At 60.8% G+C, this 17314-nt stretch carries 15 protein-coding genes; 9 read left to right on the plus strand and 6 right to left on the minus strand.

Annotation, left to right across the window (positions count from 1 at the left end):
• Positions 1–217 (plus strand): transposase domain-containing protein (locus DBO86_RS14870; protein WP_146173179.1); only part of this gene is annotated, 217 nt, incomplete at its 5' end.
• A gap of 63 nt (positions 218–280) precedes the next feature.
• Here DBO86_RS14870 and DBO86_RS14875 read toward each other — a convergent pair.
• The 5 genes from DBO86_RS14875 to glcC form a co-directional block, all read right to left on the minus strand.
• A complete protein-coding gene (locus DBO86_RS14875) occupies positions 281–1411 on the minus strand; it encodes a hypothetical protein (protein WP_108234076.1) in 1131 nt (376 codons plus the stop codon).
• A 267-nt stretch (positions 1412–1678) separates the two neighbouring features.
• Positions 1679–2791 (minus strand): hypothetical protein, encoded by a 1113-nt coding sequence (locus tag DBO86_RS14880; RefSeq protein ID WP_108234077.1) that lies wholly within the window; start codon positions 2789–2791, stop codon positions 1679–1681.
• A 105-nt stretch (positions 2792–2896) separates the two neighbouring features.
• On the minus strand, positions 2897–4033 hold the full coding sequence (locus DBO86_RS14885; protein ID WP_146173208.1) for a PQQ-binding-like beta-propeller repeat protein: 1137 nt from the start codon (positions 4031–4033) through the stop codon (positions 2897–2899).
• A 2-nt stretch (positions 4034–4035) separates the two neighbouring features.
• Positions 4036–4497: a hypothetical protein gene (locus DBO86_RS14890; protein ID WP_137088543.1), complete on the minus strand. Its 462-nt coding sequence runs from the start codon at positions 4495–4497 to the stop codon at positions 4036–4038.
• A 48-nt stretch (positions 4498–4545) separates the two neighbouring features.
• Positions 4546–5319 (minus strand): transcriptional regulator GlcC, encoded by a 774-nt coding sequence (gene glcC, locus DBO86_RS14895; protein ID WP_004423071.1) that lies wholly within the window; start codon positions 5317–5319, stop codon positions 4546–4548.
• A 240-nt stretch (positions 5320–5559) separates the two neighbouring features.
• Between glcC and glcD the strand changes: the two genes are divergently transcribed.
• The 7 genes from glcD to DBO86_RS14930 all read left to right on the plus strand — a co-directional run bounded on the left by glcD (position 5560) and on the right by DBO86_RS14930 (position 14579).
• Positions 5560–7059: a glycolate oxidase subunit GlcD gene (gene glcD / locus DBO86_RS14900; RefSeq protein ID WP_004423069.1), complete on the plus strand. Its 1500-nt coding sequence runs from the start codon at positions 5560–5562 to the stop codon at positions 7057–7059.
• Entirely contained in the window at positions 7059–8114 is a 1056-nt protein-coding gene (glcE, locus tag DBO86_RS14905; protein ID WP_074857081.1) for a glycolate oxidase subunit GlcE, read from the plus strand. Before glcD ends, glcE begins: the two co-directional genes overlap by 1 nt.
• 3 nt (positions 8115–8117) lie before the next feature.
• On the plus strand, positions 8118–9335 hold the full coding sequence (gene glcF, locus DBO86_RS14910; RefSeq protein WP_074857084.1) for a glycolate oxidase subunit GlcF: 1218 nt from the start codon (positions 8118–8120) through the stop codon (positions 9333–9335).
• Between the two features lie 168 nt (positions 9336–9503).
• Positions 9504–9902 (plus strand): heme-binding protein, encoded by a 399-nt coding sequence (locus tag DBO86_RS14915; protein ID WP_092379202.1) that lies wholly within the window; start codon positions 9504–9506, stop codon positions 9900–9902.
• Between the two features lie 189 nt (positions 9903–10091).
• Positions 10092–12269, plus strand: coding sequence for a malate synthase G (locus DBO86_RS14920; RefSeq protein WP_108234079.1), 2178 nt, complete (start codon positions 10092–10094; stop codon positions 12267–12269).
• Between the two features lie 302 nt (positions 12270–12571).
• A complete protein-coding gene (locus tag DBO86_RS14925) occupies positions 12572–14272 on the plus strand; it encodes an L-lactate permease (RefSeq protein WP_108234080.1) in 1701 nt (566 codons plus the stop codon).
• A gap of 139 nt (positions 14273–14411) precedes the next feature.
• A complete protein-coding gene (locus DBO86_RS14930) occupies positions 14412–14579 on the plus strand; it encodes a rubredoxin (RefSeq protein WP_003242223.1) in 168 nt (55 codons plus the stop codon).
• A 235-nt stretch (positions 14580–14814) separates the two neighbouring features.
• Here DBO86_RS14930 and DBO86_RS14935 read toward each other — a convergent pair whose 3' ends face one another.
• Positions 14815–15699: a peptidoglycan DD-metalloendopeptidase family protein gene (locus DBO86_RS14935; RefSeq protein ID WP_208630464.1), complete on the minus strand. Its 885-nt coding sequence runs from the start codon at positions 15697–15699 to the stop codon at positions 14815–14817.
• 90 nt (positions 15700–15789) lie between these two features.
• Here DBO86_RS14935 and DBO86_RS14940 point away from each other — a divergent pair, with 90 nt between their 5' ends.
• Positions 15790–17145: an IS1182 family transposase gene (locus DBO86_RS14940; protein ID WP_042858280.1), complete on the plus strand. Its 1356-nt coding sequence runs from the start codon at positions 15790–15792 to the stop codon at positions 17143–17145.
• Positions 17146–17314 lie beyond the last annotated feature (169 nt).

A 17314-nucleotide genomic window follows, 5' to 3' on the forward strand; every position in this document is an offset into this window, starting at 1 on the left:
CATCGGCCGCAAGAACTGGCTGTTCAGCGACACGCCGAAAGGCGCTACCGCCAGCGCGCAGATCTACAGCCTGATCGAAACTGCCAAAGCCAACGGGCAAGAGCCTTACGCCTGGTTGCGCCACATCCTTGAACGCCTGTCAGCGGCGAGCCGCGTCGAGGATTACGAAGCGCTGCTGCCGTGGAACTGCTCGCCAGCTTCTGCCTCTGCTTCCTGAAAAAACCGTCCGCCAGGACGGGGTTTATGGAGCGGTTACGGAGGATGTTTATCGTCATTACTTTCAGGCCGGGCGATGTGGGGAGATGTAGGGTTTCTTCCATTGGAAGCAACTAATATGCCCACCTACCTGATGATAGACGACCCATCCCTTACTCACCTGTGCACTCAGACAAGGCAGAGCACTGGCCGCCGCCCAGACCTCCGCACCTGTATATCTATCCCAGGCATGAGGTGTATTATTCTTCGAACCAAAAACTAGGTCTTCATAAACACAGGCCAGACTTATACTTACGTTTGCAGGGTAGAGTTTGACCCAACGACACACGCCACTATCAACGGCAACACTGATCATGCACCGACTAGAGCTCAAGATTACATCGCCTTCATGAAACCTGATCCCACGCATGCACAAATCCAACACATCCACCCCGGCAGCAGCAGCTGTGGCACACAGCAGGCTCAATTCAGAGATCATTATTTTCTTTACAAGAATCTTTTTCTCAGGATCAACAACAGCCAATACATCCCCACACAGCACTGCGATAAATTCACCGCTGTCATCCACCCGAGCAAAAAAACTCTCAGGATCCATCTCCCCCATCGCCAACAAATCCAACTCAAAAACAAAAGCAGCATCAACCAATGAGAAGATTGCGAATCTCTTAGAGCTTCTAATACCATAGCACAGCCCATTACCAATAAGTTTCACATGATTCATATCCATTTTCAGACGACGAAGCACTTCCCAGGTTCCAACATCTACAACGTCGCACCCTTTATGAGGCTCACTTAGGACATTTACAGCTCTATAATACAATCCATCAGAGAAGAAGCTTTGCGCTTCCGTGCTCCAGCCATTGACCGACAAATAATCTTCAGTCTCCACATACACAAGAGACATGTCCGCCTTCCTGAAAACCGCCCCGCCGCCGCCACTGACACATATATACTCGCCACAATCGACCAACGTACTGGCGAAGCCTGACAGATTACGGCCCTCATAAACAACATCCTCCACACCGGAGAAAGTATTGAGGTCTATCTTTCTGAAGCAGTGGCTCAGGACACGATCGGCTACGCAGTTCTTTTCGTACCACACATAAAGATCATCACCCTCCAACAAGCAACTGGCACAATCACAGTTTGCTCCCGCCAAATGGTATTTAGCCTTTCTTTCTGGCACGCCACTCATTTCAGAATCCTCTACTTACCAAGATAAGCAAGTCGCTGACGCAACGCGGCGAATGACTGATCGTAGCGATTCTCTGTAGATTCGATCCAGTCGCAGGCAGGAATGCCACATTATCGGCCTGATCCAGGCCATAGAAGATTAGGGAAGCAGCGATGCTCGCCGCAGCGTTTTCAACGGGGAGAGAAGAGACAAGTAGATTTTTCCCAACAGCCAAACGTGTCCATTCAGCAGATTTAAGCAAAGGGATGATAGTTATCGCCATTACTTTTAAGCCGGACGACTCGGAGAAACATAAGGTTTTTTCCAGTTGAAACACTGAATATCACCAGACGGCTGGTGAAACACCACCCAGTTGTCGCTCACCTCAATGGTGTTGGCGATGGTACCAGCAGAGGCTTGCCATACCTCCTCACCAGTGAACTTATCCCACGCCCGTGGACGGCGCTCTTCCAGACCAAAGATCAAATCTCCGTCAGTATCTGCAGCAAGCATCTCCCAGTTACTTTTCCGGCCCCAAAGCAATGAACCATCGGCTGTAGATAAACACAGCACATAACCAATGCTGCCGGCATTGCTCAGCACCAAAGTATCTTTAGAGGCACTAATGAAATGCGGAAACGCAAGGTTCTTATATTTCAAACCGGCCAGCAGCGCCTGCATAAAGTCACTGTTGAAATAGGCAAAATCGGCAACGACAACAAAGGTCTTCAGATCAATAACCAGCACATGATTACCCGCCAACACATATAGCGTATCACCACATCGGGACACTGCCGTTTTCGGAGTATCATCAGGGAACTCACAACGCTCAAGCGCCACTTCCAACCTTACAGCCTTTTCAGCAACTGAATAGACACAGAAGACCGATGAAGATAGTCGCACACCGTAAATCAATCCGTCAGCACAGGGCATGAAATATTGGATGTCAATCTCAGCATGGTCAACGACCTTGCCGCCTTCAATAATATCCAACCCCTGACTGTAGTCATTCCAACCATACGTACGGAAAACCTTCCCACCATGGAAGACAAAGCGGCCACTGCTCGCCCAGCCTGGATTGGCGATACCATTATATTCGCTATAGAGCACTTGCCACTGGGTGACATCAATAAGCTCCGGTGCTTTCCCATAGATATGTAGCAAATTACCCATCAGAAACATCGGCCGCCATTGTGCCTCCACCTCCCTAACGAGCCGCGCAGGTTCATCGTTCTCATCCCCAGTGAACTGCTGCAAGTCAAACGCCTTAAAGTAACGCTTACCTTCGTCTGAGCCGTATTGCACATATAACTGATCGCCCCCCAACGCGGCAGATACGACGCCCTCGAATTTCTGCGCAAAGCGAAACTTCGCTTTTTTTTCTGGAATACCTACCGTCATATCAGGTGCCCTTCATTGTCAGCGCCTCTGGAAATCACTTGGAGTCCTACGACGCCACAGCAATAGCGTCGCCCCATTTAAGAGGAGGGGTAACATCTATTAAAATCACAGAGGACGATGCGGAGAAATATAGGGTTTCTTCCAGTGATGACACTGGATGTAGCCAGCCAGCTGAGAAAACACTAGCCATTGATCGCCGACTTGTATTTTGTTTGTGGCTGTAGGGCCTTTCATTTGCCAGACAACCTCACCCGAATATTTATCCCAAGCCATTGGAACAGCACTCGACAGGCCATAAACCAGATCACCCGGACAGTTCAATGCAACTACATCGCGGCCGCCGGACCACAGCCAAACACGAGGCTGTTCTTGTGCCAGATCCAGATAGAGCGCATAACCACCGACGGAAAAAAGTGTCAATATAACACTCGTACCGCAGATGCTCATATTGGACGCACAGGCACGCGCCATGCTGAGGCGCTCGACCTGCATATGAGCTTGCATCTCTGCTAACTGTAAATAGCTGATTTCGCGCAGCAATTGCCCACTAGCTATATCGATCACTAGCAAGGTAGCACCAGCTAAAACATAAGCTCGCCCCTCACTGACCTTAGCTACAATGCGCTTCTGTGGGTTAACGCCACGATAATGCTGCAAAGATAAGTCGACCAGATAACGCCGTTCGCGTAATGAGTAAACAGCGAAATTGCCATTTACGCGCTCGCCGCACATCAACTCGCCTTGCCAAGGGCTCTCATAACGTATATCTAGATCAAGATGATGAATGATGCATTTGGTGTGAATATCAATAACATCAACACCCTGTTCGGGAACATGATAGCCATAGCCCCGATAGACTCGCCCGTCCCAATAATGCAACCAGCTATCCGGATCCCAATTTGCGTTCAGTTCCCCTTCCGCCTCAGTGTAGATGATAGTGGCACCATCCAAACTCAGGATCTCAGGTAGCGCCCCACAGATCACCAGCGCATCGTCAATGAGGTTAATCATCCGAGACCCAGGTATAGTTACCTCGCGCTCGTAGGTACTAGGATGCTTTAAAAAATCGCCATCGAAGCTATTCAGGTCGATTTTCTTTAGGAAGCTAGAAGGCCCCAGCGCACGATTCGTATTCAAGCAATAAAGCACATACAAAATACTTCCATGCAAGCATACCTCCAAGGGGCGCCGACCTGTCAAAGACTTAAATTCTGCTTTTTTCTGTGGAACACCCGGCAACATGGTCAGATCCCCTTAGAGGTTAATGGATCAACAAGCTCATCTACGATATGAAAGGTAATATCTTTCTTACAATCAAAAGCAGGGTTCACGAGAGCTAGCGCACCGCGAACATAATCATCACAAATTTTGAGCACTGCTTCCTTCCGGTTGGCCAAGCTAACTTCCTTGCTGAAGCCATCCCCCATCCACTCAAAATGGAGATGCGGCTTACCTTGGCGCGCCCAACCATTGCCCGAGTTATTCAACGCCCTAAGTATCTTGGTTTTGAAATGCTTATCTACTTGCTCTTTAAGATTAGAGAGACCATACCTGCTCGTATAGTTTTTCACCTCAATGAAAAGTGGCCCTCCCGTATCAGTAGTACCTTCAAGAAAGCGCCCCTCAGCGTCGATCCCTTGCTTCAATGTACCGTTACCCCCCATCGGAACCATCTCACCAACTTTCAGTGTCTCTAGTTCAGCCACGTAGGGCGGGTGCAACCCGCCACCGCCATCAGGCGGGTTGCACCCGCCCTACGCCCAGCCCTCCAAACGCATGGTGGCGCGCACCAGGCGCTGCTCTTCCTGCTCGATCTCCTGCAGATTGTCGCGAATGCTGTTGATATGGTCGCGAGCGGCGCGCTGCGCCTGTTCCGGCAGGCGTTCGATTACCGCGTGATACAGCCGTGAATGCTGGCGGTCGATCTGCCGCTTCTGCGCCGGGCGGTGGTAGAGGTTGTTCACCGAGGCGAATACGGTGCTGAGCATCAGGTCGGTCAGCGATTGCAGGGTATGCACCAGCACCGGATTGTGCGAGGCCTCGCAGATGGCCAGGTGGAAGGCATGATCGAGGCGTGCGTGTTCGCGCGGGTCGACCGGGCTGTCCTGGGCATGGGCGGCGAGCATTTCCTCGTAACGTCGGGTCAGCAGGACGAAATCCGCCTCGGTGCCACGCAGCGCCGCCAGGCGCGCCGATTCGCCTTCGAGCAGGCCGCGTACTTCCAGCAGGTCATACAGGGTGCGCGGCTGCGAGTTGAACAGATGCATCAGCGGGCTGGCGTCGCGCTCGCCACTGAGCTTGGCCACCCGTGAGTCGCGACCCTGGGCGGTGTCGATGATGCCGCGACCGCGCAACACCTTGAGGCCTTCGCGCAGCGCAGAACGGGAGATGCCCAGCTTTTCGCACAGGCGCCGTTCCGACGGCAGTGGCTGGCCCACCTTGAGTACGCCGTCGACGATCAGCCGCTCGATGCGCTCGGCCACCACGTCACTCACCTGGCGTCGTGCAGCACCCTGATTCGTATTCATTTCCAGTCCTCCAATAACTGGTCGTACCAGTTTTCGCAGGCACATTCACTTGCGTTCGAAGCCAGTGCCCAGGCCTTAAAGCATAAGTCTTTTGTCTGGATCGCGGTGAAAGACTGACGAAAGAAACTGGTCATACCAGCACAAGCAAAGATGGACGGAAAAATACAGACGGCCTAAACAGGCAGACCAAGGTCTGCAGCATGACCGCCAATAACAACATCGTCCACGATTGAGCCTGCCATGAGCATTCTGTACGACGAGCGCGTCGACGGCGCGCTACCCAAGGTCGACAAGGCCGCCTTGCTGGCCGAGCTGCGCCAGCGCCTGCCCGACCTTGACATCCTGCATACCCAGGAAGACCTCAAGCCTTACGAGTGCGATGGCCTCTCCGCCTATCGCACCACACCCATGCTGGTGGTACTGCCAGAGCGCATCGAGCAGGTGCAGCAGTTGCTCAAGCTCTGCCATGCCCGTGGCGTACCGGTGGTGGCGCGCGGCGCCGGTACCGGTCTGTCCGGCGGCGCACTGCCGCTGGAGCAGGGCATCCTGCTGGTGATGGCGCGCTTCAACCAGATTCTCGAGATCAACCGCGAAGGCCGCTTCGCCCGCGTGCAGCCCGGCGTGCGCAACCTGGCGATCTCCCAGGCCGCCGCGCCCTTCGACCTGTATTACGCCCCCGACCCGTCCTCGCAGATCGCCTGCTCCATCGGCGGCAACGTCGCCGAAAATGCCGGTGGCGTGCACTGCCTGAAGTACGGCCTGACCGTGCATAACCTGCTCAAGGTCGACATCCTCACCGTCGAAGGCGAGTTCATGACCCTCGGCAGCGATGCCCTGGATGCACCGGGTTTCGACCTGCTGGCGCTGTTCACCGGCTCCGAGGGCATGCTTGGCATCGTCACCGAGGTGACGGTCAAGCTGCTGCCCAAGCCGCAGGTGGCCAAGGTGCTGCTGGCGGCCTTCGACTCGGTGGAAAAGGCCGGCCGCGCCGTGGGTGACATCATCGCCGCCGGCATCATCCCCGGCGGCCTGGAGATGATGGACAACCTGGCGATCCGTGCCGCCGAAGACTTCATCCACGCCGGCTACCCGGTGGAGGCCGAAGCCATTCTGCTCTGCGAGCTGGACGGCGTGGAGGCCGACGTCGCCGACGACTGCGAGCGCGTGCGTGAGGTGCTGGAAAAGGCCGGCGCCACCGAAGTGCGCCTGGCCCGCGACGAGGCCGAGCGGGTGAAATTCTGGGCCGGGCGCAAGAACGCCTTCCCCGCGGTCGGGCGCATCTCGCCGGACTACTACTGCATGGACGGCACCATCCCGCGTCGCGAGCTACCCGGCGTACTGCGCGGCATCGCCGAGCTGTCCGAAGAGTACGGCCTGCGCGTGGCCAACGTGTTCCACGCCGGCGACGGCAACATGCACCCGCTGATCCTCTTCGATGCCAACGTACCCGGCGAGCTGGAACGCGCCGAGGCCATCGGCGGCAAGATCCTCGAACTTTGCGTCAAGGTCGGTGGCAGCATCACCGGCGAGCACGGCGTCGGCCGCGAGAAGATCAACCAGATGTGCGCGCAGTTCAACAGCGACGAGATTACCCTGTTCCACGCGGTGAAGGCAGCGTTCGACCCAAGCGGCCTGCTCAACCCAGGCAAGAACATCCCCACCCTGCACCGCTGCGCTGAGTTCGGCGCCATGCATGTGCATCACGGCCAACTGCCCTTCCCGGAACTGGAGCGCTTCTGATGTCGCATGATTTCGATGCCAGCGCCGCGTTGCTGGAACAAGTCAACTACGCGCTGAACAGTGCCACCCCGCTGCGCATCCAGGGCAGCGGCAGCAAGGCCCATCTGGGTCGTGTCACCACGGGCGAAGTGCTGGATACCCGCCTGCATCGCGGCATCGTCAGCTATGACCCCACCGAGCTGGTACTCACCGCCCGCGCCGGCACGCCGCTCAGCGAGATCGAGGCAGCGCTGGAAGCCAACAACCAGATGCTGCCCTGCGAGCCGCCGCACCTGGGCGATGGCGCCACATTGGGCGGCATGGTCGCCACCGGGCTGTCCGGCCCGCGCCGGCCCTGGGCCGGTTCGGTACGCGACCAGGTGCTCGGCACTCGCGTGATCACCGGCCAGGGCAAGCTGCTGCGCTTCGGCGGCGAGGTGATGAAGAACGTCGCCGGCTACGACCTGTCGCGCCTGATGGCCGGCAGCTTCGGCTGCCTCGGCCTGCTCGCCGAGGTGTCGATCAAGGTGCTGCCCAAACCGCGCCAGGTACTCAGCCTGCGCCTGCAAATGGACGCCCTACATGCCCTGAACAAGCTCGCCGAATGGGGTCAGCAGCCGCTGCCGATCAGCGCCGCCAGCCACGACGGCGCGGCGCTGCACCTGCGCCTGGAGGGTGGCGAAGGCTCGGTTCAGGCCGCGCGCCAACGCCTTGGTGGCGAAGAGATCGACAACGGCTACTGGCATGAACTGCGCGAACAGCGCCTACCGTTCTTCGCTGGCGAGGGCACCCTGTGGCGCCTGTCGCTGCCGGCCAACAGTGGTCTGCTCGACCTGCCCGGTCGCCAGATGATCGACTGGGGCGGCGCGCAACGCTGGCTGATAACCGACGCCGATGGCGAGCTGATCCAGCGCGTGACGGCCAAGCTCGGCGGCCACGCCACCTGCTTCGCTGCCGGCCAGGCGCAACCTTTCCAGCCGCTGGCCGCACCGCTGCTGCGCTACCAGCGCCAGCTGAAGAACCAGCTCGACCCCCAGGGTATTTTCAACCCTGGCCGCATGTACGCCGAGGTATAAGACGTGCAGACCAATTTGAGTGAACAGGCCAAACGCCTGCCGCGCGCCGAGGAAGCCGAACGCATCTTGCGCTCCTGCGTGCACTGTGGCTTCTGTAATGCCACCTGCCCGACCTATCAGTTGCTCGGCGACGAGCTCGACGGCCCGCGCGGGCGCATCTACCTGATCAAGCAGATGCTCGAAGGCAACGAAGTCACGGCCAAGACCCAGGAGCACCTGGATCGCTGTCTGACCTGCCGCAACTGCGAGACCACCTGCCCGTCAGGCGTGCAGTACCACAACCTGCTGGATATCGGCCGCGAAGTGGTCGAGCAGGCGGTGCCGCGCCCACTGAACGAACGCCTGCTGCGTCAGGGACTGCGCGCCGTGGTGCCACGACCGGCGCTGTTCAAGACGCTGACCCAGACTGGCCTGGCCCTGCGCCCGCTGCTGCCGGCCGCGCTCAAGGCCAAGCTGCCACGCGAAATTCGCCCGGCCAAGCCACGCCCGACGCAGCAGCACACGCGCCGCGTGTTGATGCTCGAAGGTTGCGTGCAGCCGGGGCTGTCGCCCAACACCAACGCCGCCACCGCGCGCGTGCTCGATCGTCTAGGCATCAGTGTCACGCCAATCCGCGAGGCCGGCTGCTGCGGCGCCGTCGACTATCACCTCAACGCTCAGGAGGCCGGCCTGCAACGCGCCCGGCAGAACATCGACGCCTGGTGGCCGGCCATCGAGGCCGGCACCGAAGCCATCGTGCAGACCGCCAGCGGCTGCGGCGCCTTCGTCAAGGACTACGGCCATCTGCTCGCCAGCGACCCAGCCTATGCGAGCAAGGCGGCGCGGGTCAGTGCCCTGGCCAAGGATTTGGTCGAGGTGCTGCAAAGCGAGCCACTGGAGCAGTTGCAGGTACGCGCCGAGCAGCGCCTGGCCTTCCATTGCCCCTGCACCCTGCAGCATGCACAGAAGCTCGGCGGCGCTGTTGAAGGCGTGCTGACGCGCCTCGGTTTCGGCCTCACTGCCGTGCCGGACAGCCATCTGTGCTGCGGCTCGGCCGGCACCTATTCGCTGACCCAGCCGGTGTTGTCACGCCAGCTGCGCGACAACAAGCTCAATGCCCTGGAAAGCGGCAAACCGGACGCCATCGTCACCGCCAATATCGGTTGCCAGACCCATCTGGACGGCGCCGGACGTACGCCGGTAAGGCACTGGATCGAAATAGTCGAAGAGGCCATGCACTGATCGCCGTAGCCCAATTCGGGACAACGAACGCCGCAAATCCCGGATTGCATTCATGCGGGCTCCCCCTCCGGGATTGCTTGTTTTACAACCTTCAGTCTGGCGCAATGACGCCGTAGGAGGGAGGAGTCCATCTCATTGGGCTATGAAACCACGTATATGAGGTATGCCATGCAACATAAAGCCGTACTCAGCCAGAACGAAGTCGCCCAGATCCTTCAGGCAGCCCGCAGCGAAGCGCAGCAACAGGGCTGGGCTGTAGCCATCGCCGTGGTCGACGACGGCGGTCACCCGCTGGCCCTGGAACGCCTCGACGGCTGCGCGCCGATCGGCGCCTACATCGCCACCGAGAAAGCGCGCAGCGCCGCCATCGGCCGCCGCGAGACCAAGGGTTACGAGGACATGGTTAATGGTGGTCGCAGCGCTTTCCTCAGCGCACCGCTGGTGACTTCATTGGAAGGTGGCGTACCGGTGCTGGTGGATGGCCAGGTGGTGGGTGCCGTGGGCGTGTCCGGGGTCAAGGCCGAGCAGGATGCGCAGGTGGCCAAGGCGGGGATAGCAGTGCTGTAAGCAGCGCGCATCGTTTTCTCCCCTCTCCCGCTTGCGGGAGAGGGGCTGGGGGAGAGGGCTGGAAGCGACGCGAAACGCCGCTATTCCCCTCTCCCTAACCCTCTCCCCAGAGGGGCGAGGGGACTGATCGAGGCGAGACGAAATTCATAGGCATCCCAGGCAACCGGATGCAGACAGGAGAACAGAAAAATGACCGAACGCGTGCAATGTCAGCGCCTGCAGGTAGCCGCCGAGCTCAAGCAATTCATCGAAAGCGAAGTGCTGCCCGGCAGCGGGATCGAGGCTGCGGCCTTCTGGAGCGGTTTCGACGCGCTGGTGCACGACCTGGCCCCGCGCAACCGCGCCCTGCTGGCCGAGCGTGACCGTCTGCAGACCGAGCTGGATAACTGGCATCGCGCCAACCCCGGCCCGATCACCGACATGGCCGCCTACCGCGCCTTCCTCGGCTCCATCGGTTACCTGCTGCCGCAGCCGGAGCAGGTTAAGGCCAGCACCGCCAACGTCGACAGCGAAATCGCCACCCAGGCTGGCCCACAGCTGGTAGTGCCGGTGATGAACGCACGCTACGCACTGAACGCTGCCAACGCCCGCTGGGGCTCGTTGTACGACGCCCTGTATGGCACCGACGCGATCAGCGAAGAGGGTGGTGCGAGCAAGGGCCCGGGCTACAACGAAGTACGCGGCGCCAAGGTGATCGCCTTCGCCCGCGCCTTCCTCGACCAGGCGGCGCCGCTGGCCAAGGGCTCGCACGCCGACGCCAGTGCCTATGCCGTGGTCGCCGGCCAGTTGCAGGTGACCCTGAGCAGCGGCGCGCAGACCTCCCTGGCGCAACCGGAGAAGTTCGTCGGCTACCAAGGTGAGGCCGCCACGCCGAGCGCGGTGCTGCTGAAAAACAACGGTTTGCACTTCGAGATTCAGATCGACGCCAGCAGCCCCATTGGCAGCACCGACGCCGCCGGCGTGAAAGACGTGCTGATGGAAGCGGCGCTGTCGACCATCATGGACTGCGAGGACTCCGTGGCAGCCGTCGACGCCGCCGACAAGGTGGTGGTCTACCGCAACTGGCTGGGCCTGATGAAAGGCGATCTGGTCGAGGAACTGGAAAAAGGCGGCAAGCGCATCACCCGCCGCCTCAACCCGGATCGCACCTACACCGCCGCCAATGGCAGCGAACTGACCCTGCATGGCCGCTCGCTGCTGTTCGTGCGCAACGTCGGCCACCTGATGAGCAACCCGGCGATCCTCGATGGCGAAGGTCATGAGATTCCCGAGGGCATCCTCGATGCGGTGGTCACCAGCCTGATCGCCCTGCACGACCTGCAGCGTCGCGGCAACTCGCGTACCGGCAGCGTCTATATCGTCAAACCGAAGATGCACGGCCCGTTCGAAGTGGCCTTCGCCAACGAGCTGTTCGGTCGCGTCGAACAGCTGCTGGGCATGCCGAACAATACCCTGAAGATGGGCATCATGGACGAGGAGCGACGCACCAGCGTCAACCTCAAGGCGTGCATCGAGGCGGCCAGCGCGCGCGTGGCCTTCATCAACACTGGCTTCCTCGACCGCACCGGCGACGAGATACACAGCGCCATGGAAGCCGGCGCGATGCTGCGCAAGGGCGACATGAAATCCAGCGCCTGGATCCAGGCCTACGAACGCAACAACGTGTTGGTCGGCCTGGCCTGCGGCCTGCGTGGCAAGGCGCAGATCGGCAAGGGCATGTGGGCCATGCCGGATCTGATGGCAGCCATGCTCGAGCAGAAGATCGGCCACCCGAAAGCCGGTGCCAACACCGCCTGGGTACCGTCGCCGACCGCGGCCGTGCTGCACGCCCTGCACTACCACCAGGTGGATGTGCAGGCGGTGCAGAGCGAGCTGGAACTGATCGACCTGGCCAGCCAGCGCGACAGCCTGCTGAACGATCTGCTCAGCGTGCCGGTCAGTGCCGACCGCCCATGGAGCGCCAGCGACATCCAGCAGGAGCTGGACAACAACTGCCAGGGCATCCTCGGTTACGTGGTGCGCTGGGTCGAGCAGGGCGTCGGCTGTTCCAAGGTGCCGGATATCCACAACGTCGGCCTGATGGAAGACCGCGCCACCCTGCGCATCTCCGCCCAGCACATCGCCAACTGGCTGCACCACGGCGTGGTCAGCGAGGCTCAGGTGCGCGAGACCCTGCAGCGCATGGCGCAGGTGGTCGACGGGCAGAATGCCGGCGATCCGGCCTACCGCCCGATGGCACCGAACTTCGAGCAGTCCCATGCCTTCCGCGCCGCCAGCGACCTGGTATTCAAGGGCCGCGAGCAGCCGTCCGGCTATACCGAGCCGCTGCTGCATGCCTGGCGTTTGCGCTTCAAAGAAGAGGTCTGAGCAGCCCACCGATCATGTAGAAGCGGCGCCCCGCCGCGGAGCTGGAGAAAAGCTTCGCCCCGGGGCGGGGCTCCTACACAGGGGGTTAACAACCGTGGATGGCGCTTGACGCCTCCACGGAGCAGTAACAAGCCCTGACGGTTTCTGACCGTCGGGGCTTTCGAGCATGAGCGCGACGATGGGTGATCCCTGCCGTCGCAGCTCGCGGAAAGGTCGGTGCCGTGGCGCCCGGCCCTTCCAGATGCGTGGCGCCGGGTATCCCCGGAAAACTGTGGTTCACAAGAAAAAGAAGGAACCAACCCATGAGTCAAACGCTGCTGTCCATCCTGGCCTTCGTGCCACTGGTGCTGGCGGGTGTACTGCTGATCGGCTTTCGCTGGCCGGCCAAGTACGCGATGCCGCTGGTGTTCGTCCTCACCGCCCTGATCGGCCTGCTGGCCTGGGACATGTCCCTCAACCGGGTCATCGCCTCCAGCCTGCAGGGGCTGATTCTCACGGCCTCGATCCTGTGGATCATCTTCGGCGCGATCCTGCTGCTCAACACCCTCAAGCATTCGGGAGGCATCAGCGCGATCCGCCGCGGCTTCTCCAACATCACTCCGGATCGCCGGATACAGGCGCTGATCGTCGCTTGGCTGTTCGGCTGCTTCATCGAGGGCGCCTCCGGCTTCGGCACCCCGGCCGCGGTGGCCGCGCCGCTGCTGGTGGCGCTGGGCTTCCCGGCCCTGGCCGCGGTGGTGCTGGGCATGCTGGTGCAATCGACGCCGGTGTCCTTCGGCGCGGTGGGCACGCCGATCCTGGTGGGCGTCGGCGCCGGCCTGGACAAGAGCGGCATCAGCGCCCAGCTGGTGGCCAACGGCAGCGACTGGGAGACCTTCTTCCACCTGATCTACTCGCGGGTGGCGATGACCCACGGCCTGATCGGCCTGCTGATGCCGCTGATCATGGTGATGATCATGACGCGCTTCTTCGGCAAGAATCAGAGCTGGAAGGAAGGCCTGGCGGTGGCGCCGTTCGCCATCTTCACCGCCTTCGCCTTCTCCCTGCCGTACATGGCCGCCGGGGTGTTCCTCGGCCCGGAATTCCCCTCGATGATCGGCGCCCTGGTCGGTCTGGCCATCGTCGTGCCGGCGGCCAAGGCCGGTTTCCTGCTGCCCAAGGAGAGCTGGGATTTCGCCGACGCCAAAGACTGGCCAAGCGAGTGGATGGGCAAGATCGAGATGAAAATCGAGGAGGTGGCCGGCAAGGCGCCGATCTCGGTGCCCATGGCCTGGGCGCCCTACCTGCTGCTGGCGGTGTTCCTGGTGATCTCGCGTACCTTCCCCGAGGTGAAAGCGGCGCTGATGAGCTTTACCTTCGGCTGGAAGGACATCCTCGGTGAGACCGGCGTGTCCGGCACCATCGAACCGCTGTACCTGCCGGGTGGCATCCTGTGCATGGTAGTGCTGATCACCTTCTTCCTCCATCGCATGCGCTTCTCCGAACTCAAGGCGGCGGTGGGCGAGTCGAGCAAGACCCTGCTCGGCGCCGGCTTCGTGTTGATCTTCACCATTCCCATGGTGCGTATCCTGATCAACTCGGGGGTCAACGGCAGCGACCTGGTGTCGATGCCGGTGGCGATGGCACAACTGGTGGCCGACAGCGTCGGCGGCGTGTATCCGTTCTTCGCCCCGGCGGTCGGCGCCCTGGGCGCCTTCATCGCCGGTTCCAACACCGTGTCCAACCTGATGCTGTCACAGTTCCAGCTCAACGCTGCCGAGCTGATCGGCGTGTCCGGGGCGATGATGGTGGCCGCGCAGTCGGTCGGTGCGGCGGCGGGCAATATGATCGCCATCCACAACGTGGTAGCGGCCTCAGCGACCGTTGGGCTGCTCGGACGCGAAGGCATCACCCTGCGCAAGACCATCCTGCCGACGCTCTACTACCTCACTGCAGCCGGCCTGATCGCGCTGGTGGCGATGTACGGCATGGCGCTGACCGACCCGCTGATGGCCGCTCGCTGACTGATGGCGGGCTGTGCACTGCGCGGCCCGACTTTGGTTGGTCCCTGGCTGGTGGCGAATGCCACCGGCCGACTTGGCGCGTCAGTACAATTGCGGTAGCTTGCGTCGCGCAACACCGTGAGATTGGCCTGAGGTTTTTATGAAAAAGTGGCAATGCGTGGTCTGTGGACTGATTTACGACGAGAGCCAGGGCTGGCCGGATGACGGCATCGCTCCCGGCACCCGCTGGGAAGACGTGCCGGAAGACTGGCTATGCCCTGACTGCGGCGTCGGCAAGATGGATTTCGAGATGATCGAAATCGGCTGATCACGCCTGGTTTTCACAAAACGGCGACCCTCGGGTTAATGCCAGTCAGTTAAGCCGTTGCACTCGATCTTTGTAGGAGCCGGCTTGCCGGCGATCCGCCATAAAAAGCATCGCCAGCAAGCTGGCTCCTACGAAAAGCGCCCCTCTACTGCAAGTAGGAGGGGGTGGTGACTAACTTATCTGATCAGCATTAACCCTCGGGTCGCCGTTTTTTGCTTGATATTCTGCCGCCAGACTATTCGCCGCCGACGGCGAAGTTCGGCAGGCTGTTGACCGGCTGACGGAAGTTGAAGGGAATGGACTCGACGGCCAGACCGACGTTGCGCTGCACCACGAAATGCAGGTGCGGGCCGGTGCTGTTGCCGGTGTTGCCGGAGCGCGCCAACAGGCTGCCGGTTTCCACCCGCTGACCTTCACGCACGCTGACCGAGCCCTTCATCAGGTGCAGGTAAACGCCCATGGTGCCGTCGTCATGCAGGATGCGCACGAAGTTGCCGGCCGGGTTGTTGCCGCGACCGCTCTGCTGGTTCTCGGTCTTGACCACCACACCACCGCGCGCGGCGACGATGGGCGTGCCCTCGGGCATGGCGATGTCCACTGCATAGCGTCCCTTGGGCGTGAAATGGCTGTAGGTGCCGTTGGCGCCCTGGGTCTGACGGAACGGACCGCCACGCCAGGGCAGCGGATAACGGTGGATGCTCGGCTGCAGGCGCGGATCACCGAGGGCGTAGCGCAACCTGGGTTTGTAGCGCAGCGGCTTGGAGGCGTCCTGCGCAGTGAGGGTGGCCAGACGGATATTGCTGCGCGGTGGCAGCACCCAGCGAATCGGTTTGTCCGGCGCGCCAATGGCGTTCTGTACCTGTTCCAGCCGCAGTTCGATTTCCACCGGGGCATACAGGTCATTGCGAATCAGCAGGGTCTCGCCGGCTTCGTGCTTCTTGGTTTCCAGCTTCACCTGGTTGTCCAGGCGCTCGACCATGCGGTCGTTGAACACGAACACCTGCGCGCCGGGCGCAGCCTGATCGCTATAGGTCACCACGCCGTTCTTGTCGACGTACTTGTAGATGGTCAGCGCAGCGGCCTGGCCGCAAAAGACCAGCAGACTGCAGAGAATAATCAGACGCCCTAGGAGTCTGTCGGACTTTCCAAGTCTTCCGCGCGTTGGGGGTATCCGCGACAATCGGGGCTCTGCTACCGAGAGCCCGTCCCTATGAGCCGTTTTGTCCCAGTTGACCGTGACACCGCGTACCTGCTGCCGCCCTCGGTAGACGAATGGTTGCCGAATGATCACTTGGCGCGATTCGTGGTTGAGGTCATCGAGCAACTCGATCTGCGCGAACTGACCGGCCAATACGCCGGCCGGGGGTCGGCCGCACACCATCCGGCCGTGCTGCTTGGCCTGCTGATCTACGGCTACGCCAACGGCGTGCACTCCAGCCGCAAGATCGAGCGCGCGACCTACGACTCGGTGGCGTTTCGCTATGTGGCGGCCAACACTCACCCCGACCACGACACCCTGGCCACGTTCCGTCGGCGCTTCCTGACGGCGGTCGAATCGCTGTTCGTCCAGGTGCTGCTGCTGGCACGTGAGATGAAGCTGCTCAAGCTTGGCCACATTGCGCTCGACGGCACCAAGATCGATGCCAATGCCAGTAAGCACAAAGCCTTGTCCTGGGGCTATGCCAACAGGATCGAGGTGCAGTTACGCGAGGAAGTCCAGCAGTTGTTGACGCTGGCCGAGAACAGTGACCGTGCCGCCGTGCCCGATGGCATGGATGTACCGGCCGAGATTGCCCGGCGTGAAGATCGGCTCAGCGCCATTGCCCAGGCCAAGGCCAAGATCGAGCAGCGCGCGGCTGAGCGACACGCCGTCGAGCAGCAGGAATTCGAGGTCAAGACGGCCAAGCGTCAGGCCCAACGCAAGGCCGGCAAGAAGCCGCGGGGCAAGGATCCCGAACCACCTGCGGCCGGCCCCAAAGACAGCGATCAAGTCAATCTAACCGATGAAGAATCGCGCATCATGCCCGCCTCAAGCGGCGGCTTCGAGCAGAGCTACAACGCTCAGGCCGGGGTGGATGTCGAGACGATGCTGGTCATCACACAGCATGTCACCCAGGCCAGCAACGACAAGCGCGAAGTGGTCCCTACGCTGCAGCGCATTGCGGCCTTGCCCGCCGCGCTGGGCGAGGTGCAAACGCTGATTGCGGACAACGGCTTCTTCAGCCAAGCCAACGTGAGCGCCTGCCACGCAGCCGAGATCGAACCGCTGCTGGCGCTCAAGCGCGAATCGCATCATTTGCCCGTGCTGGAGCGCTTTGCCGCCGACTCGCCGTCACCGCAGACGAGCGACCCGGTCGAGCAGATGGCCCATTGCCTGAGCACGCAAAGTGGCCGAGCGCTGTACAAACTGCGCAAGCAGACGGTTGAGCCGGTGTTCGGCATCATCAAGCGGGTGATGGGCTGGCGGCAAATGAGCATGCGCGGACTCGCCAAGGCTCAAGGTGAATGGAGCTTGGTGACCATGGCCTGGAACATCAAGCGCCTGCATGTACTGCGTGCCGCGTAAAGGTAGAAAGGTACGCCCTGAGGCCGCTCAAACGGCGGCCCAGGCGTGCAGATACGTCCTTGGGGTCGCGCCAGCGGACTCAGATGTCTGAAAGGAACGGCAACGCGTCAAAAAGCACCTTGATCCCGCTCTATCCTTTCTTGCGGGGTCAAGTCCGACAAGCTGCTAG

The organism is Ectopseudomonas oleovorans (genome assembly GCF_003052605.1).
In the GTDB taxonomy this organism is placed as follows: domain Bacteria; phylum Pseudomonadota; class Gammaproteobacteria; order Pseudomonadales; family Pseudomonadaceae; genus Aquipseudomonas; species Aquipseudomonas oleovorans_A.